General features: G+C 63.0%; 18 protein-coding genes. 3 read left to right on the plus strand and 15 right to left on the minus strand.

From position 1 onward, the window contains the following. Window positions 1-106 precede the first annotated feature (106 nt). The 10 genes from VFI82_11455 to VFI82_11500 form a co-directional block, all read right to left on the minus strand. On the minus strand, window positions 107-517 hold the full coding sequence (locus VFI82_11455; protein ID HET7185292.1) for a DUF6328 family protein: 411 nt from the start codon (window positions 515-517) through the stop codon (window positions 107-109). Between the two features lie 24 nt (window positions 518-541). Beyond that, a complete protein-coding gene (locus tag VFI82_11460) occupies window positions 542-1,021 on the minus strand; it encodes a DUF6328 family protein (protein ID HET7185293.1) in 480 nt (159 codons plus the stop codon). A gap of 117 nt (window positions 1,022-1,138) precedes the next feature. Beyond that, window positions 1,139-2,407: an ATP-dependent Clp protease ATP-binding subunit ClpX gene (gene clpX, locus VFI82_11465; protein HET7185294.1), complete on the minus strand. Its 1,269-nt coding sequence runs from the start codon at window positions 2,405-2,407 to the stop codon at window positions 1,139-1,141. A 176-nt stretch (window positions 2,408-2,583) separates the two neighbouring features. Continuing rightward, window positions 2,584-3,171, minus strand: coding sequence for an ATP-dependent Clp endopeptidase proteolytic subunit ClpP (clpP, locus tag VFI82_11470; protein HET7185295.1), 588 nt, complete (start codon window positions 3,169-3,171; stop codon window positions 2,584-2,586). 129 nt (window positions 3,172-3,300) lie between these two features. Continuing rightward, the gene (gene tig, locus VFI82_11475) at window positions 3,301-4,623 is read right to left on the minus strand and encodes a trigger factor (GenBank protein HET7185296.1); all 1,323 of its coding nucleotides are present in this window, start codon (window positions 4,621-4,623) and stop codon (window positions 3,301-3,303) included. A gap of 237 nt (window positions 4,624-4,860) precedes the next feature. Continuing rightward, window positions 4,861-6,093 carry an ATP-binding cassette domain-containing protein gene (locus tag VFI82_11480; protein ID HET7185297.1) on the minus strand — a complete coding sequence of 411 codons (1,233 nt, stop codon included), beginning with the start codon at window positions 6,091-6,093 and terminating at the stop codon, window positions 4,861-4,863. A gap of 1 nt (window position 6,094) precedes the next feature. Then, window positions 6,095-7,213, minus strand: a complete 1,119-nt coding sequence (locus VFI82_11485; protein ID HET7185298.1) for an ABC transporter permease — start codon at window positions 7,211-7,213, stop codon at window positions 6,095-6,097. Continuing rightward, on the minus strand, window positions 7,210-8,475 hold the full coding sequence (locus VFI82_11490; GenBank protein HET7185299.1) for an ABC transporter permease: 1,266 nt from the start codon (window positions 8,473-8,475) through the stop codon (window positions 7,210-7,212). The genes VFI82_11485 and VFI82_11490 overlap by 4 nt, the downstream gene beginning before the upstream one ends. Before the next feature lie 4 nt (window positions 8,476-8,479). Next, window positions 8,480-9,730 (minus strand): Fe-S-containing protein, encoded by a 1,251-nt coding sequence (locus VFI82_11495; protein HET7185300.1) that lies wholly within the window; start codon window positions 9,728-9,730, stop codon window positions 8,480-8,482. Window positions 9,731-10,214: 484 nt separating this feature from the next. Continuing rightward, the gene (locus tag VFI82_11500) at window positions 10,215-10,679 is read right to left on the minus strand and encodes a hypothetical protein (GenBank protein ID HET7185301.1); all 465 of its coding nucleotides are present in this window, start codon (window positions 10,677-10,679) and stop codon (window positions 10,215-10,217) included. 7 nt (window positions 10,680-10,686) lie between these two features. Between VFI82_11500 and VFI82_11505 the strand changes: the two genes are divergently transcribed. From VFI82_11505 to VFI82_11515, 3 genes are all read left to right on the plus strand, one after another. After that, a complete protein-coding gene (locus VFI82_11505; GenBank protein ID HET7185302.1) occupies window positions 10,687-11,184 on the plus strand; it encodes a hypothetical protein in 498 nt (165 codons plus the stop codon). A 44-nt stretch (window positions 11,185-11,228) separates the two neighbouring features. Beyond that, window positions 11,229-13,133 (plus strand): PilZ domain-containing protein, encoded by a 1,905-nt coding sequence (locus tag VFI82_11510; protein ID HET7185303.1) that lies wholly within the window; start codon window positions 11,229-11,231, stop codon window positions 13,131-13,133. A 117-nt stretch (window positions 13,134-13,250) separates the two neighbouring features. Then, window positions 13,251-14,237 (plus strand): GNAT family N-acetyltransferase, encoded by a 987-nt coding sequence (locus VFI82_11515; protein ID HET7185304.1) that lies wholly within the window; start codon window positions 13,251-13,253, stop codon window positions 14,235-14,237. A 5-nt stretch (window positions 14,238-14,242) separates the two neighbouring features. Here VFI82_11515 and VFI82_11520 read toward each other — a convergent pair whose 3' ends face one another. The 5 genes from VFI82_11520 to uvrA are packed head-to-tail and all read right to left on the minus strand — an operon-like array spanning window position 14,243 to window position 20,242. Continuing rightward, complete coding sequence (locus tag VFI82_11520; GenBank protein HET7185305.1) at window positions 14,243-14,929, minus strand: M48 family peptidase; 687 nt, start codon at window positions 14,927-14,929, stop codon at window positions 14,243-14,245. Window positions 14,930-14,978: 49 nt separating this feature from the next. Continuing rightward, window positions 14,979-15,530 carry a hypothetical protein gene (locus VFI82_11525; GenBank protein ID HET7185306.1) on the minus strand — a complete coding sequence of 184 codons (552 nt, stop codon included), beginning with the start codon at window positions 15,528-15,530 and terminating at the stop codon, window positions 14,979-14,981. Between the two features lie 2 nt (window positions 15,531-15,532). Continuing rightward, the gene (locus VFI82_11530; protein ID HET7185307.1) at window positions 15,533-15,961 is read right to left on the minus strand and encodes a hypothetical protein; all 429 of its coding nucleotides are present in this window, start codon (window positions 15,959-15,961) and stop codon (window positions 15,533-15,535) included. Between the two features lie 2 nt (window positions 15,962-15,963). After that, the gene (locus VFI82_11535; protein HET7185308.1) at window positions 15,964-17,268 is read right to left on the minus strand and encodes a tetratricopeptide repeat protein; all 1,305 of its coding nucleotides are present in this window, start codon (window positions 17,266-17,268) and stop codon (window positions 15,964-15,966) included. Then, window positions 17,255-20,242 carry an excinuclease ABC subunit UvrA gene (gene uvrA, locus VFI82_11540; GenBank protein ID HET7185309.1) on the minus strand — a complete coding sequence of 996 codons (2,988 nt, stop codon included), beginning with the start codon at window positions 20,240-20,242 and terminating at the stop codon, window positions 17,255-17,257. The genes VFI82_11535 and uvrA overlap by 14 nt, the downstream gene beginning before the upstream one ends. Between the last annotated feature and the right edge of the window lie 129 nt (window positions 20,243-20,371).

The following is a 20,371-nucleotide window of genomic DNA, read 5'->3' on the forward strand; positions in this document are numbered from 1 at the left end:
CACGTCCGATGGCAAACGCTTCCTGATCAATTCGCTTCCACCGAACGGAGGAGGCCCGCTGTCGGTGATCAGCAACTGGACCGCATCCGCGTCCGCGCATTGAGCGCTACCGGCGCTTCACCCAGCTCAACAGGAACCACAGCGCGTACACCGCCGCCAGCAGTCCTCCGGCCATCGCCACCGCCACCGTTCGCGAGCCCACCACTTTGGCCAGCACGACGTACAAATCTCCCGCCATTCCCGGCGCCAGAAATACCAGCGCCGCAAGCAGCAGGCGAGAGGCGGTGGTGTGAACCCGCTCGGTGTCCTGGCCGGCCTCGGCCAGGCGGTGATACGCCGCGGGCGCAATCAGCAGGACGATGGCGAGCGTGGTCGAGACCAGCGCGCCGAAGTGGATCAGTCGCGACGACCGGGGCAGTTTCTCGAAACTTTCCGTGAACACGATCGCAAACTGAAAGCCGAGGAAGGCCTGCGCTCCCGGCAGCGCCATCCGGCACTCGATGAGCACCTTCTTGATGCGCTGCTCGAGATCGGACTCTCCTTACTTCTCGTTTTCACCATCACTCAATTTCGGGCGCACCTGGCGCTGCCGTTCCGAACGGGGCCGCAGCAGGCCGGCGCCGTACCAGCTGCCCGCCGAGAGCAGGAATACCAGCAGCGCAATAATGGCGGCGTGGGGGAGGCGCAAGGCGATGGCGACCGGATAGAAGCTGAGCCCCAGGCCCACGCAGAAGGGAAGCAGTCCCCAGTCGAGCACAGCAGTAGTGAAGGCGTGCACGCGCTCGGTCTGGCATCCGTGCTCGGCGATGCGATGGTAGGCCGCCGGCGTGATCAGCCATCCCAGGCCCGCCGTCATGATGCCGAGCGCGGTGACTTCGACCAGATGCACGCTACGCGCCATGCTGTCGAACGCCGGCTCAAAGCAGATCCGGTAGGTGAAGCCCAGCAAGACCTGCCCGCCGAGCAGGAGCATGCGCGCTTCATTCAGCACGTTTTCCAGTCGATCGCTCAGCTCGGCCATGCCGGGATTCGCGGCGCTCCTGCGTCTGGGAACGCAGGAATGAAACCGCGGGTTGGCTGAAAAAGGAAAAGGCGGGCGCGCGGCCCGCCTTCCAGATGTTCCGATTGAGGCGAACAGTTATCCCGCTTTTTCCATCAGCGCGATTGCCAGGTCGCGCTTTTCCACCATCTCGCGCGTGACCTCGAAATCCTTGATCCGCTTCTGGCTGGGCAGGTGATACATCAGGTCGAGCATCAGCTCTTCCAGGATCATGCGTAGCCCGCGCGCGCCCACCTTGCGGTTCAGGGCTTCGCGCGCAATAGCATGCAGCGCCTCGTCGGTGAACTTCAGTCGCACATTTTCAAATTCGAACAGCCGCTGGTATTGCTTGCTGATGGCGTTGCGCGGCTTGGTAAGGATTTCCACCAGCGCGGACTCGTCAAGATCGTCGAGGATGCCGACCACCGGCATGCGTCCCACGAACTCAGGGATCAGCCCGAAGCGGATCAGGTCCTGCGGTTGCGCCTGCTGCAAGAGCGCCGTATCGCGACGCGCTGCCGGGGCCGCTTCCGCCTGCTGCGGGTCGCTCTTGAAACCCAGGCTCTTCTTGCCGACGCGGCGCGATACCACTTTTTCCAAACCCACGAATGCCCCGCCGCAAATGAACAGGATGTTGGTGGTGTCCACGGGCGTGAACTCCTGGTGCGGATGCTTGCGCCCGCCCTGCGGCGGCACGTTGGCGATGGTGCCTTCCAGGATTTTCAGCAGCGCCTGTTGCACGCCCTCGCCGCTGACGTCACGCGTGATCGAGGGGTTTTCGTCCTTGCGGCCGATCTTGTCCACTTCGTCGATGTAGATAATGCCGGTCTGGGCGCGGCCCACATCGCCGTCGGCTGCCTGCAGCAGCTTCAGGATAATGTTCTCTACGTCCTCGCCGACATACCCAGCTTCGGTCAGGGTGGTAGCGTCCACGATGGCGAAAGGCACGTCGAGCATGCGCGCCAGGGTCTGCGCCAGCAGCGTTTTGCCGGTACCGGTCGGCCCGATCAGAAGGATGTTGGATTTCGCCAGTTCCACTTCGCTGTTGCGCTGGCGATTCATGTGGATGCGCTTGTAGTGGTTGTAGACCGCGACCGCGAGCTTCTTTTTGGTTTGTTCCTGGCCGATGACGTACTGGTCGAGGAACGATTTCACCTCGGCGGGCTTGGGCAGGTGGTCAGGCGCCGCCGCCGCATGGGTCTCGCTGCGATCGTCTTCGAGGATGGAATTGCAGACCGCGACGCACTCGTCGCAGATGTAGGCCCGCGGGTAGTCGCTCGGCGAGGAAATCAGCTTGGCGACAGCATCCTGGGATTTATGGCAGAACGAGCAGCGTAGGGTGTCTTCTGTGCCTGACCTTGGTTTCACCTTGTGCTCCTGACCGCGTTGCCAGCCGGGATTTCACTGCGAGTATAAGCCAGTTTCCCTTGGGAAATTCCAAAAGCCGGCAACAACAACGGTCAAACTGCTTACTATTCTGCTCCCCATGGCGCCACAAGGCAGTGTGACCGTAGTCACCCAGGGGTGTGTCGGCGGTTACCGCCTCAGCGCGGCCGGTAAATGATGTCGTCGATGAGGCCGTATTCCTTGCCCTGCTCGGCATTCATGATGAAGTCGCGCTCCACGTCTTTTTCCACCTTTTCCAGCTTCTGGCCGGTGTGCTTGGCCATGATCTGGTTCAGGAGTTCGCGCATGCGCAGGATCTCCCGGGCGTGGATGTCGATGTCGGTGGCCTGCCCGCTCAGCCCGCCCATGATGTGCGGCTGGTGGATCAGGATCCGCGAGTTGGGCAGGGCAAACCGCTTCTTCGGCGCTCCCGCCGCCAGCAGCACCGCCGCCATCGATGCCGCCTGCCCGATACAGATCGTCATCACGTCGGGCTTGATGTACTGCATGGTGTCGTAGATCGCCATGCCCGAGGTGATCGAACCGCCCGGCGAGTTGATGTACAGCTGGATATCCTTCTCCGGGTCTTCCGCCGCCAGGAACAGCAGTTGCGCGATCACCAGGTTGGCGATGTTGTCGTCAATCGGGGTGCCGATGAAGATGATGTTGTCGCGCAACAGCCGACTGTAAATGTCGTACGCGCGCTCGCCGCGGCCGGTTTGCTCGATCACCATGGGAACTAGCATGAAATATGGCTCCTTCCATCCGGGCCCGGTGCGCCGGGGCGCGCCGCAGCCGGTGTCAAACCTGGTCCCCGCCTACACTGCGGCCCGAAAAGACCGTGAACTTCTCGGGGAGGACCAAAAACGGTCAGCCTAGGCCGACCGGCGGTAAAGAAAGTCGAGAGCTTTGTCGTTGCGCAGTCGATTTCGGATTCTATCCAGCGCCCCTTCACGCGTCAAACGCGCCCGCACCGCCTCTGCTGACGTTTTGCTCTGCGCCGCCAGGGCCTGCACTTCGTGGTCAATTTCCTCGTCGCTGACGTCGATCTTCTCCGCCTCGGCAATCTTGTCCAGCAGCAGGGAAGCCTTCACCTCGCGCACCGCCGCCTCTTTTTGACCGGCGCGAAGACGATGGAAGTCCATCTTCTTCATGTCTTCGGAGCGCATGCCCTGCGCGGCCAGCGCCCGCAACCCCCGTTCCAGCCGGATATCGATCTGGCGCTCCACCAGCGCCTCCGGCACCTCGAACTCGTGCCGCTTGACCAGCTCTTCCAGGATTTTTTCTTTGCCTTCACGCTCGGCAGTGTGCAGTTTCTCATGCTCCAAGCCTTCGCGGATCTTCTGCTTCAGCTCGTCGACGCTGTTGATCTCGCCGCCCAGTTCTTTGGCAAATTCGTCGCTCAACGCGGGCAAGTGTTTCTGCTTGATCGCCTTCACGGAAATTGTGTACTCGAAGATCTTGCCCGCCAGCCGCTGGTCGGAAAAATCCGCCGGGTAGGAGACTTCAAAGGTGCGTTGCTCGCCCGGCTTCATGCCCCGCAGGTTATCGGAGAACTCGCGCACGGTGTTGGTGCCGCCGACCTCCACCATCACGTCGTCCACTTTCACCGGCTTGTCCGCTGCTGTAGCGGCGGAATTGATTCCGCCGGCCACTTCATCCGAGGTGCCGGCTGAGGCCTTCGGTATTCCCTCCAGCGAGACCTGGGCATAGTCGCCGCTCTCGATAGCGCGGCCTTCAATCGGGGTGTAGGTCGCCTGCTGCTCGCGGATCCGGTTGAGCGACTCCTCGATCTCCTGCTCGGTCACCGCCGTGTCCGGCTTGTCGACGCGCAGTTCGTGGTAACCCGAAACCTCGATTTCAGGGAGCACTTCGAAGGCGGCCTTGAAGCGCATCGGCTCGCCGCTTTCCAGGTGCAGATCGGTCACGCGAGGTTGCGACACCGGCACCAGCTTCTGTTTCTCGGCTTCCTGGTGGAAGTAGCGGGGAACCAGCGACTCCACGACTTCGCTCTTGATTTCCTCGGCGAAGCGCTGCCGGATGACGGTGGAGGGCACCTTGCCGGCGCGGAAGCCGGGCAGCCGCGCTACCTTCTGCATCTTCTGAATTACGTTTTCGGTTTCGCGGGAGACGACCTCGGCAGGGATCTCCACCTGGATTTCGCGGCGGGTAGCGGAATTGGTTTCGGTTGGGCTCATGATCACTTGGGGGCGCAAGACACAAGGCCGATCGCTTCACCTGGCGACCGTGCTTCAGAACTGCGCCGGCGTGTGGCGACAACCTATTGAATATAAGGCGCGGAAAGCGGGCGGTCAAACGGGGGTCATGCCCCGGTCAAGGACTCAAGTACGGGACAATCCGGAATTGCCCGCATAGCGGTAAGGGCACGGCTTCAGCCGTGCCGAACCATGCACCTGCGAATTCAAAGCAGCGCCTTATTTTGGGCGCCCGTGGGCAAACAGGCGCTTCATGTTTTCCGATGGAGGACGGGTGCAGCACTCGCCGGGAGGAATCGGCGCGCCGTGCGGGCAAGTCTTCGGGTGGCCCAGGAAAGCGCAGATTTTTTCCGTCGCCTCGGGCGAGAGGATGTGCTCGAACTTGCACGCCTGCTCCTCGATCTCCTCTTCGTTGACCATGCCCAGGCTGGTCGTAAACAGCTGCTCGGCCAGTCGGTGGCGGCGGATGACATCGGCCGCGCGCTTGCGTCCGCGCTCGGTGAATTCGATCATCAGGCTGCCGTCAGCGGGAATTTCCCCGCTGTAGACCATGGCGTCGTGGCAGGGATTGACCACGTGCTTATGGCCGTGCGGCTCCGGGGGATGCGGCGCCGAGGTCACCAGGTCCAGCTCGACCATGCGTTCCAGGGCGAGCGACGGCGGCAGCGCGCCCGGTCCGTGCACTTCCATGCGCCCCAGTTCAGCCATCTCGCCGTGCTCCTGGAGCACCCAGATTTCCTCGAGGATTTCGTCAATCTGCTCTTCATCGCGCAGGACAAAGGTTTCGATCGTGGAAATTTTTCCGTGATGCAGCTCGATGCGGCGGTCCGCCATGCGCGCCACCACCGGATCGTGCGTCACCATGACGATGGTGCGTCCCTGCTGGTGCAGTTCGCGTAGCAGGCGCATGACGATTTCCTCGTTCTGCGCGTCCAGGTTGCCGGTGGGCTCGTCGGCGAGAACGATCTTGGGATCGTTGATCAGCGCGCGCGCAATGCAGACGCGCTGCTGCTCGCCGCCGGAAAGATGCGCCGGAAGATGATGCGCGCGGTCGCGCAACCCGACGCGCTCCAGCGCGTTGAGCGCTTCCGGCTCGTCGGTCATGCTGTGGAAGTATTGCGCCAACAGCACGTTTTCCAGCGCGGTGAGATACGGGATCAGGTGAAACTGCTGGAAGACGAAACCGATCTTCTCCGCGCGCACGCGGTTGAGCTGCGAGCTGGAAAGCGCGGCAACATTCTCGCCGTCGAGCCAGATTTCGCCGGAGGAAGGACGATCCAGGCAGCCGATGAGGTTGACCAGCGTGGATTTCCCGGAGCCCGAGGGTCCCATCATGGCCAGCCACTCGCCGGGCGCGACGGTGAGCGTCACGTTGTCCAGCGCCTTGATGACGCCGCCATTGGCGTCGGCCTTGGCCGGATACTCGCGGGATACATTGACCAGGCGGATCATCTCACTCACCCCTCAGTATGGTAGCAGGCTGCACCCGCCGCAACAGGCTGATGGGGAGCACGGCCGAGATCAAGGCCAGGGCCACGCTGCCGGCGAACACGGCAGGGAACACGGCGAAGCGCGGGACCACGGCGGCATGAAAATTCACCCGCCCGATCCATGCCGCCACGCCGATGCCGATGGCAAATCCTAGAACCGCTCCGGCAGCGCCGAGCGCGGCCGCCTCGGCGGCGAAGAAGCCGTTCACCACGCGCTCGGACGCACCCAAAGCTTTCATGATGGCAAAATCGCGGCGGCGGTCCAGTACCCAGGCCGTGAGCGTCGCCAGCACGCAGAGCGCGGCCGTGAGGATGATCATGGCAACCGCAGCCAGCAGCGCGGCGCGCGTCTTGCCCAGGACGCGGGCTTCGCCTTCCACGATCTGCCGAACCGGCTTCACCTCCGCCGCCGGCAAGGCATTCGCAAGTTGGCCGATGACGGCGTTGATTTCCGCCGGCGTGCCGTTGACACCGATCTCAATCGTCGAAGCCGGCACCCCGGTCCAGGCGGTGAACTCTTTCAGGTCAAGATAGATGCGGCTGTCCTCGGCCGCTCCGGTGCGCAGTATTCCTGCAGGCATTAGTTGAAGCTTTCGCCCTTCAAAGTTGATATTAAATGGCTTGCGTCCTGGTGAAACAACAGAAGCTGCGCGCGTTCCCAACAGCGCCGAGTGGGCCGCGCTCGGCCAGGCAGTCACCGACCACCAGGAGTTCAACTTGCGCACCCGCTCCATGTCGGTTCCGGCGACCACGATCGGGGCGCCGGTGTCGGTGCGTGTAACCGCGAAGGCGAAGGGAACCGCCAGGCCGGAATTGCCGATCACGCTCTCCACGCGCGAGAGTGCGTCAACCGGAAGGGTCTGGCCTTCGCGCGCAACCACCACCACGTTGGCGCCATAGCTGCGGAATTCCTTGCGTAGCTTGGCCTGCACGTCGACGTAGAGGTTCATCATGGCGGTGGCGACGGAAGCAGCCACGACGACCGCAACCAGGGCAGAGATCACGCGGCCGGGCTTGACCATGGTCGCCCGCATCAGCATGCGGAAGAACATCGGGTTGCGGCTGCCGGTACGCTGCTTCATGCGTCACCTCGCAGCACCATCACAGGGTCGAACTGCATGGCCTTGCGGATGGATGCGGCGCTGCCGGCGAAAGTCACCAAAATCGCCAGCGCGATCACGACCGGGAAGAGCACAGGCTGGACGGCAATGCTGGAATTGAAAACCCAGCGTCCGATCTGGCGCGCCATCAGGTTGCCGAAACCATATCCCGCGGCGCCGCCGATCACCGCCAGCAGCGCGGCTTCGGCGAAGAACAGAGTCGCCACCGCGGAGTTTCCCGCGCCCAGGGCCTTCATCAGTCCCACTTCGCCGCGACGCTCGAAGATGGCGGTCGCCATGGCCGCCGATACCGCCAGCGCCGACGCCAGCAGCGCCGCCAGCGTGACCAGCAGCATCAGGCCCTTGATTTTCTGCAGCACCGTACCTTCGTTCTGCGCCACCTGGCGGATCTGCTCGGCGTGGGAGTGCGGGATGGTCTCCTGCAACTGGTAGGCGATGGAGCTTACGTAGGGCGAGCAGTACCAGCGGTCGAAAACTTCCGGCGACATGGTCTTGGGATCGCGGCGGGCCAGCGCGTCTTCCGGCTTGGTCATGGCGCTGACCAGCACGCGGCGAACCGCGCCGGGCCGGCCGAGAATCTGTTGCGCCAGCGCCAGCGGAGCGACCATCTGGCTGTCCTCGACGCCGTCGGAGGAAAGGATGCCGGCGACATGCAACTTGCGTCCCGCCGCCTGGACCTCATCGCCGACCTTGCTTCCCAGTTGCTGTGCCAGGCGCTCGCCGAGCAAAACGTCGTCGGAACTGTCGCTCGGCCATGCTCCTCGGACCTTCCACCAGGGCTGGGTGATGCGCACCCCGGTGGTGAATGTGTCTTTGCCGTTGGTCAGCTGCTTGGAGAAGTAGGTTCCCAACAATTGCGCCGGTAGCACGGCGGGGCCGTTCTGGATGGTCACCGGCACCGTCAGCATGGGTGAAAAACCAACGATGTTGTGCCGCCAGAACATGTTGTTGATGCCGGGCAGAGCGCTTTCCTCGAGGTAGGCGCCCGAGCTGGCGGGCTTCAGATTGACACCGCCGATTTCGACGTCGAGGGTGTCTTCGTCGGAGGTGACGACTAGGTTGGCGCCATAGGTGCGCAACTCGCGGTTGATCTTGTCGCCGATGTCAGTGGCCACCGCAATCATTGCCGTCGCCACCGAGACGCCGAGCGTGATGGCGATCCCGGCGAGCAGCTTGCGCCGCCGCTGGCGAAGGAACGATTGATAGAGCAGGCGAAAGAACATGGCGTCACTGTTTGAAGTACTTGGCGCTAGCGGCCAAGTCGGCCTCGGCAATCACCACCGAATCGCCGGTGGTCGTGGCCTTCAGCGGCACCGGGTTGCACCCGCCCGGCTGGCCCACCGACTGCGGATTGATGGGCGCCGCGCAGTTTTTGCAAATCAGGTTGCCGCCGCTCTTGTAAAAGCCGACCGGGCCGCAGATCTCGCAGGTGTCGAGCACGGTCGCGATTTTTCCGTCCGGCTTGCGCAGCAGAAAGAAGCGGACCTCATTGCCATTGACGTGCGCGACGTAGCGATGCAGGTCGCCGTCATTGACTTGCGCCAGCGGAATGCGTGCCTCTCCCTGCGTGATCGACACTTCCGTCGCCGGCGAAAGCGCACTGGCGCTCTTGGCATAGATGAATTGCGCCGTGATCAGCATGATGAACACGAACGAGCTGGCATACACCGCGGTCGCCCACATGCGCTCGCGGCGCGCCGTCCATTCCACCTTGCGGCGCTCGGCGCTGGAAGCGGTCGCGGGAACATTCGTCTGGCGGCGGCGGTATTCGAAAAGGACCATCATCCCGGCTAACGCCAGGATGGTGATGAAGAAGAACAGGTCGTTACGCACGATGGGTCCGATCAGCGCCATCTCGCGCTTGCTGGAGGGCAGCACCCCGTTTTCCGACAGCTCGTGCAGCCCCGAGATCACCAGCTGGAAGGCGACAAAGAAGAGAATGACGGTGGTGACCCGGAAAAATTTCTGCAGGTTGACGCGCACGCTTCCTTTGACGAAGGTCACGCCGAACACTACCGCCAGGGCCACCCCGAGCAGCGTTCCCAGGAAGCTCATCAGTTCGGTGCTGTTGAGCGTGACCGCGGAGAGAATCAGCACCGTCTCCACGCCTTCGCGCAACACCATCAGGAAGACGAAGGCGAACAGGCCGAGGCGGGAGCTGCGGGCGGCCATGGCGCCAACTTTGCCTTCAATGTCGCCCTTCAGACGGCGGCCGGTGCGCATCATGAAGATGATCATGGTGACGACAAATACGGCGGCCACCAGCATCACCCAGCCTTCAAAGATGTCCTGGTTGAAGTTAAGGCGGGACAAAGCGATGGCGGCCGCGACACTGCCGGCCGCGGCGGCGCCCAGGGCGGCAAAAACGGCCTTCCTCAGGTCGGGCCGGCCGATCTTGTTGATATAGGCGAGGGTAATGCCGACGATCAGGGCGGCCTCGACCCCTTCGCGCAAGGTGACAACGAGGGCTTCAAGCATGGGAAACGGGCATCCCGAATATGAAATTGAAATTCATTTTCAACATTAAAAATCATAGTCCCGCCGGCGGCGAGGGTCAACGCGAAGCGTCACAGCGGCTTGTGACCGCGCTCACAGGGGAAAACCACGCCGCGAGCGGGAAATGGGCCCCGGTCCCCTCCCAGGCGCCGTTCGGGGGCAGACTATTGAACGCCCACGCCTCCTGCCCCTGACCGTTTTTGTGTAGCGGCGGAATTCATGTCGCCGATCACGACGGACTCAGCCCTCCCGAAGCGGGATGGATTCTGCCCCGCCTGCGGGCGCAACCTATTTATCAACACCCGGAAACCTTCGTAACTTTGAGGGTTTACGGGCGAAGTCCTATGCTTGCCGTGGGGAGACACGCTTTTCTAGCGTTTTTATGGCCCACAGCGATCGAATCGCCGCCGCTCGCAGTTTCGTGCGCAGTTGCAATGTTCTGCTCAAGCAGGCCGGCCTTTACGGTTTAAAACACAACCGCTGCGCGGCCCAACTGGACCTCACCTGGAAAGACCTGAGGAAAGCGCTGGCGGAACGCAAACTCGTGCTCGTGGTTGGGCGTGATCGGATCATGGTGGAAAACACGCCGACGGCAGCCGGAGCCGCGGAAAAAAGCCTGGTTGCCTTTTTCGCTACCGCCAATATCGGTCGCCTTGATTTCGATCCGCGAGTCACCGTGGAAGAATTCACCGAATTCATTCAGATCTGCTCGACCGGAAAGCCCGTCGATGTCCTCTCCAAGCTTCAGCCGGAATTGGGCAAGACGATCGGAAACATCAAGGTCGTCGAGTTCCGAGTCCTCGATACGGCTTCGTTGGCGCAAGCGCAACCGGGCACCGGTGTCCCGGGCAGTGGCGGCGGGGAGGGAGAAGCGCCGGGCACCGGACTTGACCTGGGCGTGCTGCTGAGCGACCCGCACAAACTTTTGCAATTGATTGATGCCATTCCCACCGAATCGCCGCTTCCGGCTGGAGGTACACCTGGCGCCGGCGGCGATGGTAGCGGTTATTCCGGACAAGGCGGCGGATACCGGGACGGCGAGGGCAGCGGTGGCGGTTTTTCGGGTCCCGGCGGCGAAGGCGGTTTTTCCGGAACTGGCGAGTTCCCAGCCAGCGCAGATGCCGACGGTGGTATTGCGGGTCAAGGCCGTCCCGGTGGCGCAGCAGGTGGAGTCGGCGGCGGTATTGCGGGTCAAGGCCGTCCGGGTGGCGCAGCAGGTGGCCACGGCGGCGGGGGACTTCCCGGCCACGCCGGCGGTGGTATTGCGGGTCAAGGCCGTCCGGGCGGCGCAGCACGCGGAGTGGTTGGTGGTGGACGTCCCGCCCAAGGCGTCGGTGGTGGTGGTACGGGTCAGGGCGGTCCGCACGGCGCAGCCGGTCAAAGCGGCGGCGGTGGCCAAGGCAGCGGCGGTGGCGGTTTCCAGGAAGCCGAGGTAGTCGGCGTTATCCAGTGGCTGACCAGCTTTGCCGGCGGCAAGACCGTGCCGGCCGCGACCCCAGGAAAATCGGCGTCGAACCTGCAACAGGCGATTCAGAAACTTCTGCCGGCGAAGCCGACAGCGGAGATGCGCGGCGCGTTGTTGATGCAGGTAGCAGAGCACGTGGCGCTGCGCGCCGTCAGCGACAAATACAAGACGCAAGGGCTCAATGTCACCGCCATCCAGCAGATGCTGGATCGCATGAATTCCGAGCTGGAAAACCTACGCAAGGTGCTGCGCGCGCGCGAAGAGGAGATGGGCCGCGCCGGCCTCTCGGTTGAAAGCCATGCTGATGTCCTGGACAACAAGTTCTGGCAAGGAGTACCCGAGGAGGCCCGCCGCAAGGTGCTGCTGTCGGGCGACGCTTGGGTGCTGCCGCCGGTCATCATCCGTAACTTCGTTCAGCCGCTGCTGGCGAAACGCGCCGAGGTGGACCTTGTCAGTGACGTCCTGCGCAACTACTGCAACTTCCTGACCCGCGAAAACCACGCCGCGCGGGCCAAGACGGCCGCGGGCGTCGGCAAGTTAGCTGACCTCTATTCTCGAATTCATTACCTCCGCGAGGTCGTGGATCTGGTGGGCAACAAGCTCGCTATCGACACCACCGGCGAGCTGGCGCCGGCGCTCAAGGAATCCTTTGTTCTACTCGGGCAGGAAGCGATTGCCGCCAGCGACTATCTCGCGCTCGATGATTGGCTGTGCCTGTTGGAGGAGCTGAAGAAGCGCAATGCTCCCCTGGCCAAGTCGATTCGAGCCGGTGTATCCGTGGATGAGCGTGTTCCCGAGATGGTGCGGATTGCTTCTGAGCCGCCCAAGCCGCCCGAGGGGTTGATCGAGGTGCTGACGCGACTGCCGGATCCGGCGGCGCGCTGCATCGCCGAGCGCTTTGCCGGATGTTCTACGCGCGACGAAGGCCTGCGGCTGGCCAGCGTGCTGAGCGTGCTAGGACCGGTTTCGATCGAACCTTTGCGGGAGATGCTATACCGCGGCTCGCCCCGGGATGCGATCGCCGCTCTCGGCATTCTGACCATGCTCGATCCTGATTTCTTGCGCCCGCAACTGTCGGCGCGGCTGGGCAAATGGACCCGCGCCGAACAGGACGCGGCCTTACGACAGATCTCTGCCGCCGGCACCCCGGAGCGCGGCTCGCTCCTGCTGGACTTCCTCGACTACCTCGATCCGTTCGTCCTTCCCCTCGCGGTTGACGAAATCGGCATGGCCGGCATGGTCTCCGCCTCCAAGTTGATGCACCTGGCGCGGGGCTTGGGCCGGGCGCGCAATCTGCCGTACCTGCGGGTGAAGGCCATCGAGGCCCTCGGCCGGTTGGGGGAAAAGGCCGCCGTCCCGCTGCTCACCGAATTTCTCACCGAGCGCACGCTGCTTACCTGGCAGCAGCCCCGGGAAATTCGGGTCGTCTCGGCGCAGTCTCTGCAGCGCATTGATGCGGAAGCGGCAGGAAACATTCTGCACGCCAGCGGCCTTACCGAGCGCGAACTTGTGCTGGGGCCGGCCAACGAAGCCAACCCAAGGTGGATACGGCAGAGGAAGTACGCGCGCGTTTCGGTCGAAAACCATCTCGTCGGTTCGCTGGAGTTGCCCAGCGGCAGCTCGAGCATGAAGATTCACAACATCAGCCTGGGCGGCGGGTTCGGGAACACCGTGCGCGATCCGCAAGGCCTGACCGAAGCCACCCTCGATCTCTTCATCGGATTGCGCAAGCTGCCGACCCAGGTCTTTATCCGGCGAACTCGTCCGCACGAGATCTGCTTTGAGTTTGTTGACATTAGCCTTGAGGACCGCTCTCGATTGCGCGAGTACGTTGCTGAAAAATGCTTCGGCAGCGAGCCCAGCGCCAAGCTCAAGGACGACACCTCCTTCGACCGCCTTTCCCAAACCCCGGCCCGGTAATCACGGCCAAGAACAACGATTTTGGCTCTGGCTCGTATTCAGTTCCCTTAACGCGCTGTTGCGACGTAAATAGACGTTACATCCGCCCCCTCCCGCTCTGCGTCTAACCAACACGAGATGACGCGGATCAAAATTATCCGTTCCGCCCATGAACTAGAAGCGCTGCGCAGCGCATGGCAATGCCTGTACCGCGACGGCGGCTATTCCATGTTTCAAACTCCAGGGTGGAACCTGCTGGCGGCACGAATGTTTTCCGGCGTTGCCGAACCGATGGTCATCCACGCGGAGAGCGGCAATGGCGCCGCCATCATTCCTGCCTGCGTGACAGCGGCAGGGATTTCCTTCCTGGGTGAGGCCCTGTTCGATTATCGCGACGTGCTGGCCTGCGGGGATGAGGAAGTGCTGCGCCGGGCATGGCAGCAGGTGGCCGCGGAGCAGCGCCCGCTGTCGCTAACCGTGCTCCGCGGCGAACGAGCGCAACAGTGGCAGTGGAGCGGATTTGCTCCCTCTCCATTCTGCAATGCACCTGCGGTTCGCCACGCCGACGTTACCGCCGACGATTTCGTCTCCCGGCACACGCGCTCAGCGCGCCTGATGCGGCGGCTCACCCGCGCCGGTGTGGAATTGCGGACCCACGACGGCGCTGACGCGGCGCTGGTCCGCAATATCTACGAACTGAAGTCGAAGCAACTGGGGCAGCTTCCGCACAACCTGTTTGCCGAGCGCTCGCGCATTGACTTCATGGTGGCCGCTGCCGCCCTCGACGCGGGCTGCGAGATTTTTACCCTGGAGACTGCCGGCGCGCTGGTGGCGGCCCTGGTCAGCTTCCGCGACGAGCTGATTCGCCGCTGCTATACCATCTATTACGATCGCGCGTGGGCCCAGTATTCGCCCGGAGTTGCGCTTCTGTACGAGGTCACCCGCGGTTCGCTGGCCGGCGGGCTCGATTGCGATTACATGACCGGCGAGCAGCCGCACAAGATGCGGTTCGCTACCTCGCTGGCACCGTTGTTCCGCATTGAAGCGGAGCCATCCGAGTTGACCCGCATTTCGCACTTCAAGAGCTCGTTCGAAGGTGAACACGTCACCGTGCTGGCAGCCTGACCGGTTCACAACGTCTTCAGAAAGCGCTTGGCTTCTTCGAGCTGCGGAAACTGCTTCTCCTCTACCTGAAACTGCGGCGGATGCACGCATCGCCGGCTGCCGCGCAGCCGCACCGGGTGTTTCAAGTGCAGCATCTCGTGATAGACGATGTATTCCACCGCGTAGCGCGGCACCTGCGGGCGATCGAAGACGCGACTGACCACGATGGCGTTGTGCGCCGGGTCGTAATGGCCGAGGGCGTTGCGGGCGTGATCGCGGCTCCACGTCATCTGCGGACGCGCCAGCAACCCGAAGAAGAAGCGGCTGTTGAGCTCGTCAAAGATGGCTTCCAGGTCGTAGACGCGCCCCCGCGCGCTCGCAATGCACTTGCGCCCGCGCATCTGCCGCACCAGGTGGGCCTTCGCGTTCAAGTCGCGGCGGCCGACGTGCTGCCGGTAGCGCCGCGCCAGGCCCGGATCAATGGTCTTGCGGTAGAGCTTGGCGATCAGGATGTGCGCGATGGCGTACAAAACATCGTCCGGTGCGCCCTCCAGCAGATCCGAGACCCGAACCTTGACCACGCCTTCCCGCATGCGGATGGTGTTGTTGATGTTGGCAAAGGGAAAGAATTCGCCACGGAACTCCGGCATGGGAGCGCGCGGCCGCAGGTCGCGATAGGCACGTTGCAGGATGGAGGTGAGGCGCGGATGCATGGTCGCGACTAACTACTAACAACTACTAACTACTAACTACCAGCTACTACTACTTTTTCTTCTTCTTGGCTTCCTTAATCGCGACTTCCTGCTCAGCGAGCAGCTTGCGGGCGTCGTCCAGGCTGCTGTTGACGGCCTCGGTCGCGTTTTGCAGGACAAAAGTGTATTCCTGCACCTCCGTCGCCTTGCCGCCCGCGCCGGGCCCCTGTTCTGTGAGCGTGCGCAACTTGAGCTGGAAAGCGGTGTCCCCTTCAATCACCGCCTTCAGCGCCGCCCGCAGGTCCTCTTTCCGCGCCACGTAGTCGTCGAGATTGTCGCCCATCTCGTCCACCAGCTTGGTGAAATCCTCCAGCAGGTCGTGGACCCGAGCGCCGCGCTCGGCAGCCAGACGAGGATCGCCGCGCAGCTGCTCGATAGTCGCCAGGCGCGCGCGCGCAAACTGCACCATCAGCTTCAGGCGCTTGTCGGGCTCCTGGGCAGTTTCGCGGAGCTCGTCGATTTCCTTGTTGTTGAGCGGTTCTCGTCCTCCGACTTGCGCCAGCAGCGGCGCCGCCGACAGCAGCAGCAAAAACATCGTGGGGAGCAGCTTTCGTTTTCGCATTGTCACTTCCTGAACATGCGGTTGAGCAGCTCGCTGCGCGCATTTTCGATTTTCTGGATGGCCTCGGCGACGGGCGGCCGGTCATCCACTTCCAGGGTCTTCCGGATCGATTCCATCCGCAACGTCATTTTACGAAGCGCGATTTCCGTTTGCTTCATGCGCTTGCCGCTCTGGGCGGACGTGTTGGCCGCTTCTACGCCGTATTTCTGGACGTCGGCGAGCGCCGCTTGCGCTACTTCGATGTTACCTTCTGTGTAAGCTTTGTCCATCGCCTCCACTTGGCGCTCCGTGATGCGAAGCAGTAGCTCGACTTGCTCCTTGGGCGGGGTTTTCTCCACGCGCGCCTTGAGCGAGTCGACGGACTCCTGTTTGTCCGAGGCCCATGCCACAGCCGCGAGCAGCACCGCCAAGATGAGGAATGTTTTCTTCATCGCTATTTCTTCGGCTCGATGGCGATCAGGCGATGCTGCGCCTGCCACTCCTGCTCGGGAAATTTTCCATTCGCCGCCGCCAGGAACTGGTGATAGCTGGCGGCCGCCTCTTTCTTCGCCCCCAGATGATCCAAGGCGGTCGCGCGCAGGAACAAGGTTGCCGGAATATCCGGCAGAAACCTGGCCCGCGCGTCGAGCGCCTTCAGCGTAAGCGGGTAGTTCTTGTTTTCCGACGCGACGAAAGCCAGGTCGCCATAGGCAATGCCATAGTCCGGCTTGAGATTGACGGCTCGCAAAAGCTCGTCCTGCGCATCGGCAAACTTCTTCTGCTCGATCAGGGAAGTGCCGAGACTATGGTGCAACTCCGCATTGTTCGGCTCTTTTTTCAGGACCTCGCGATACAGGGACTCGGCTTTGGCGAACTGCCGGTTGGCGGCGTAGAGGTCGGCGAGTTCCCGCGCTGCGGGCGCCTCGCCGGGCGCCAGTTCGATGGCCCGCTCGAACTCCGGTTGCGCCTCCGCGAGCCTGTTTTCGGCGGCAAGCACGCGGCCCAGCATGAGGTGCGCCCGCGCGTTTCCGGCATCGATGGCGAGGTACTTGCGAAGCGCAGATTCCGCTTCCGGTAGCCGCTTGCTTCGAAGATAAGTGTTGGCGAGACCGGAAATGGCGTCGGCGGACTTGGGATCACGCTCCGCGGCGGCCTTGTATTCCTGTTCGGCGGTGACCAGGTCCTTGGAGCGTTCGGCGGCAGCCGCCGCCAACAGATGCGGTTCCGCGCTGCCGGGCTTCTGTTCTGCGGCTTTGCGATACGCCGTCACCGCTTCCTTAGGCTGCTTCGATTCCAGCACCTGCCCCAACGAAATCCAGGCGCGATAGAGGCCCTCTTCCGGCTTCGCCGTCGGCTTCAGTTCGGTGGCGGCACGAAGGTACTTGGCGGCCTCCGGATCGGAGGCGCGCGCCAGCGTCAACCCAAGGTTGAGGTTTGACTCAAAAATGGCGGGGTTGGCGCCGACGGATTTGCGATAGGCGTCAATCGCGTCCGCATCCCGGTTGAGCGCGGTGTAAACGAAGCCAAGATCGAACCAGGCAATGTAGTTGTTGGGATCGAGCTTGAGGGCTTGCTGCAGCGCCTGTTCTGCCCCCGCGTAGTCATGCTTGTCGATGGCGGTTTCGCCGCGTGCGATCGCGGCGGTCGCGCCGTTGTCCGCCGGCACACGGTGATGGCGCACGGTTGGCTTGGACTCCTGCGCGCAGACGCCGCTGGCGCAGGCCAGGCAGAGCAGCAGAATCAGGCTATTTGCCGCCATTCGTTCCCGTGCCGCGCCGGCGAACCGCGACTGCCGGCTCAGGGGCGGGCGCTTCCAGTCGAGAGTTTCCGATAGCAGTTAAGATGCGCGCCAGCCATTTTCCGGTGTACGACTTCGCGCAGCGCGCGATGGCCTCGGGAGGTCCGGCGGCCACCACCTGCCCGCCGCGCTCGCCGCCTTCCGGGCCCAGGTCGATGACCCAGTCTGCCACCTTGATGACGTCAAGATTGTGCTCGATCACCAGAACCGAGCCTCCGGCGTCGATCAGCCGCCGGAATGCCGCCAGCAGCTTGCTGACGTCGTCGAAATGCAGTCCGGTGGTGGGCTCGTCAAAGATGTAAAGCATGCGCGGGCGCCGGCGCTTTGCTTCCTGGTCCTTCTGCGGCGCGAAGTCGCGGACCCGCGGCTGCAAATGCGCCGCCAGCTTGATGCGTTGCGCCTCCCCGCCGGAGAGCGTGGTCGCCGATTGTCCCAGACGCAGGTAACCGAGCCCCACTTCCTCCAGGACCCGCAGTTTTTCCGTGATCTTCGGCACCTCGCGGAAAAACTGCAGCGCCTCGCGCACGGTAAGGTTGAGGACTTCGTGGATGTTCTTGCCGCGGTAACGGACTTCCAGCACCTCGGGCTTGAAGCGTGTGCCCTTGCACTCCTCGCAGATCAGTTCGACATCGGCAAGAAACTGCATTTCCACCGTGACCGTGCCATCGCCCTGGCAGGTTTCGCAGCGTCCGCCGGGAATGTTGAACGAGAAGTGGCCGGCGCTGAAGCCGCGCTTCTGGGCCTCGGGCAGGGAAGCCATCAGTTCGCGGATGCCGTCGAAGGCCTTGGTGTAAGTCACCGGGTTGGAGCGCGGGGTGCGGCCGATGGGCGACTGGTCCACCAGCACCACGTCGTCCACAAATTGCCAGCCCCGCAGGGTGGCAGCGCCATTCACTGCCGGCGGAATCGCGACATTGGACTGCTTGGCGGAAACCAGCGCGTGATACAGCACGTCGTGCACCAGCGTGGATTTTCCCGAGCCGGAGACCCCGGTGATGGCGACGATCATCCCGAGCGGAATGGTGACGTCGATGTTCCTCAGGTTGTGCGCGTCCGCGCCCAGCACTTCCAGCTTCTGAATCCCGGGCTTGCGGCGCTGCGGCGGCGGTTGAATGCGCAGTTCCTGTCCAAGATATCGCCCGGTCAGCGAGGCTGCGTTGCGGCGGATTTCGTCGAAGGTGCCGGTGGCGATTACCCGCCCGCCGTTCTCGCCCGCGCCGGGGCCGAGGTCGAGGATATGGTCGGCCGAGCGCATGATCTCGGGATCGTGCTCCACCACCAGGATCGTGTTTCCCAGGTCGCGCAGGTCGTGCAGGATTTTGATCAGGCGGGTAGTATCCCGGCTGTGCAGCCCGATCGATGGCTCGTCCAGGACATACAGCGTCCCCACCAGGCGCGAACCGAGCGAGGTTGCCAGCTGAATGCGCTGCGCCTCGCCGCCGGACAGCGTCGAGGCGAGGCGGTCGAGCGTAAGGTATTCCAGGCCGACGTCGTTGAGAAAACGCAGCCGGTCGCGGATTTCCTCCAGGATCTTGTCCGCGATCTCGCTCTCGGCCGGACTTAGTTTCAGCGTCGTAAAGAACTGCCCCGCCTGCTCCACCGTCATTGAGCACACCTGGCAGATGTCCTTGCACGCGATTTTTACGTGACGCGCTTCCGGGCGCAGGCGCGCGCCCCCGCAGATGGAGCACACTGAATATCCGCGGTACCGGCTGAGGAAGACGCGCACGTGCAGCTTGTACTTCTTGCGTTCCAGGTGGGCGAAGAAGCCTCGCACGCCCCAGAACTTGCTGTCGCCGTCGACCAGGACCTGCTGGTGCTCCGGCGAAAGCTCGCGCCAGGGAACGTCCAGCGGAATGCCGGCGCTCTTGGCGTAGCGCTTCAGGTCGTTGAACAGGGGCTTGTATTTGGGCTTCGTCCAGGGCTCGATCGCGCCCTCGGCCAGCGTCTTGTTCTTGTCCGGAATGACCAGGTCAATATCGAAATCGATGGTGTTGCCGAAGCCCTGGCAGCGCGGGCAGGCGCCGAACGGATTATTGAAGGAGAACAGGCGCGGCTCGGGTTCTTCATAGAGGATGCCGCACTGCTTGCATTCAAAACGCTGTGCGAAGCGCATGCGCTCCGCTGCCTGGCCTCCGCCCGGGGCGGTCTCGAAGACTACTTCGCCGGCCTCGCGGTAGCTGCTCTCAACCGCGTCCACGATGCGCGTGCGCTGGTCGGGCGCCACCACGATGCGGTCCATCAGGACGAAAACCGGCTCCGAGAAGTCGATGTCCAGCAGCGATTCCGGGGTGGAAAATTCGAATACCTGTCCGCCCTGGAAGAGCCGGTTGAAGCCCTTCTTGCGCAATTCGAACAGGGTCGCCTTCAGCAGGTCGGATTCTTCCAGTTTCTGCGCCGCCGGAAGCTGCTTTTTGCGGCCGCGCGATTTCGGCTCCTGCGCAATCACCCGTCCCGCCGGCGGTTGCACCGGGAAGAACACGTTCAGCCGCGTTCCTTCCGGCAATGCGAGCAAGCGGGAGGCGACTTCATCCACCGTATCCCGTTTGACTTCGACGCCGCACTGCATGCAGTAAGTCCGGCCGACGCGCGCGAACAGCAGGCGCAAGTAGTCATAAATTTCCGTGGCTGTGGCGACGGTGGAGCGCGGGTTCCGCGTCGTGTTCTTCTGACGGATGGCCACCGCCGGCGCGATGCCGTCGATCACATCGGCGTCGGGCTTCTCGATCCGCTCCAGAAACTGGCGGGCGTAGGCGGAGAGCGATTCCACGTACCTGCGCTGTCCCTCGGCGTAAATCGTGTCGAAGGCGAGCGACGACTTGCCCGATCCCGACACTCCCGTAACCACGGTCAAGGCGTTGTGGGGAATCTCGAAGTCGATGTTCTTCAGGTTATGAACGCGGGCGCCGCGGACAACTATGCTTTCCGTTGACATCAGGGAACCGAAGCAGCCTGTACCCGCCCCAGACCATCTCCGGGTCTACAAACAGGGTCGGGAATGCTGCGGAATCTTTTGATTATAGAGTCTGGCATCCCTGCTTCACAACGGCCTGCCGGGCAAGCG

This window comes from Terriglobales bacterium (assembly GCA_035691485.1).
Classification (GTDB): Bacteria; Acidobacteriota; Terriglobia; order Terriglobales; family Acidobacteriaceae; genus JAIQGF01.

Excerpts from the sequence above, each read along its gene's own strand:
- VFI82_11460 (HET7185293.1), bottom strand. The coding sequence starts at position 1,021 with ATGGCCGAGCTGAGCGATCGACTGGAAAACGTGCTGAATGAAGCGCGC.
- clpP (HET7185295.1), bottom strand. The coding sequence starts at position 3,171 with ATGCTAGTTCCCATGGTGATCGAGCAAACCGGCCGCGGCGAGCGCGCG.
- tig (HET7185296.1), bottom strand. The coding sequence starts at position 4,623 with ATGAGCCCAACCGAAACCAATTCCGCTACCCGCCGCGAAATCCAGGTG.
- VFI82_11480 (HET7185297.1), bottom strand. The coding sequence starts at position 6,093 with ATGATCCGCCTGGTCAATGTATCCCGCGAGTATCCGGCCAAGGCCGAC.
- VFI82_11485 (HET7185298.1), bottom strand. The coding sequence starts at position 7,213 with ATGAAGCAGCGTACCGGCAGCCGCAACCCGATGTTCTTCCGCATGCTG.
- VFI82_11490 (HET7185299.1), bottom strand. The coding sequence starts at position 8,475 with ATGTTCTTTCGCCTGCTCTATCAATCGTTCCTTCGCCAGCGGCGGCGC.
- VFI82_11495 (HET7185300.1), bottom strand. The coding sequence starts at position 9,730 with ATGCTTGAAGCCCTCGTTGTCACCTTGCGCGAAGGGGTCGAGGCCGCC.
- VFI82_11505 (HET7185302.1), top strand. The coding sequence starts at position 10,687 with ATGCCATTCCCACCGAATCGCCGCTTCCGGCTGGAGGTACACCTGGCG.
- VFI82_11515 (HET7185304.1), top strand. The coding sequence starts at position 13,251 with ATGACGCGGATCAAAATTATCCGTTCCGCCCATGAACTAGAAGCGCTG.
- VFI82_11520 (HET7185305.1), bottom strand. The coding sequence starts at position 14,929 with ATGCATCCGCGCCTCACCTCCATCCTGCAACGTGCCTATCGCGACCTG.
- VFI82_11525 (HET7185306.1), bottom strand. The coding sequence starts at position 15,530 with ATGCGAAAACGAAAGCTGCTCCCCACGATGTTTTTGCTGCTGCTGTCG.
- VFI82_11530 (HET7185307.1), bottom strand. The coding sequence starts at position 15,961 with ATGAAGAAAACATTCCTCATCTTGGCGGTGCTGCTCGCGGCTGTGGCA.
- VFI82_11535 (HET7185308.1), bottom strand. The coding sequence starts at position 17,268 with ATGGCGGCAAATAGCCTGATTCTGCTGCTCTGCCTGGCCTGCGCCAGC.
- uvrA (HET7185309.1), bottom strand. The coding sequence starts at position 20,242 with ATGTCAACGGAAAGCATAGTTGTCCGCGGCGCCCGCGTTCATAACCTG.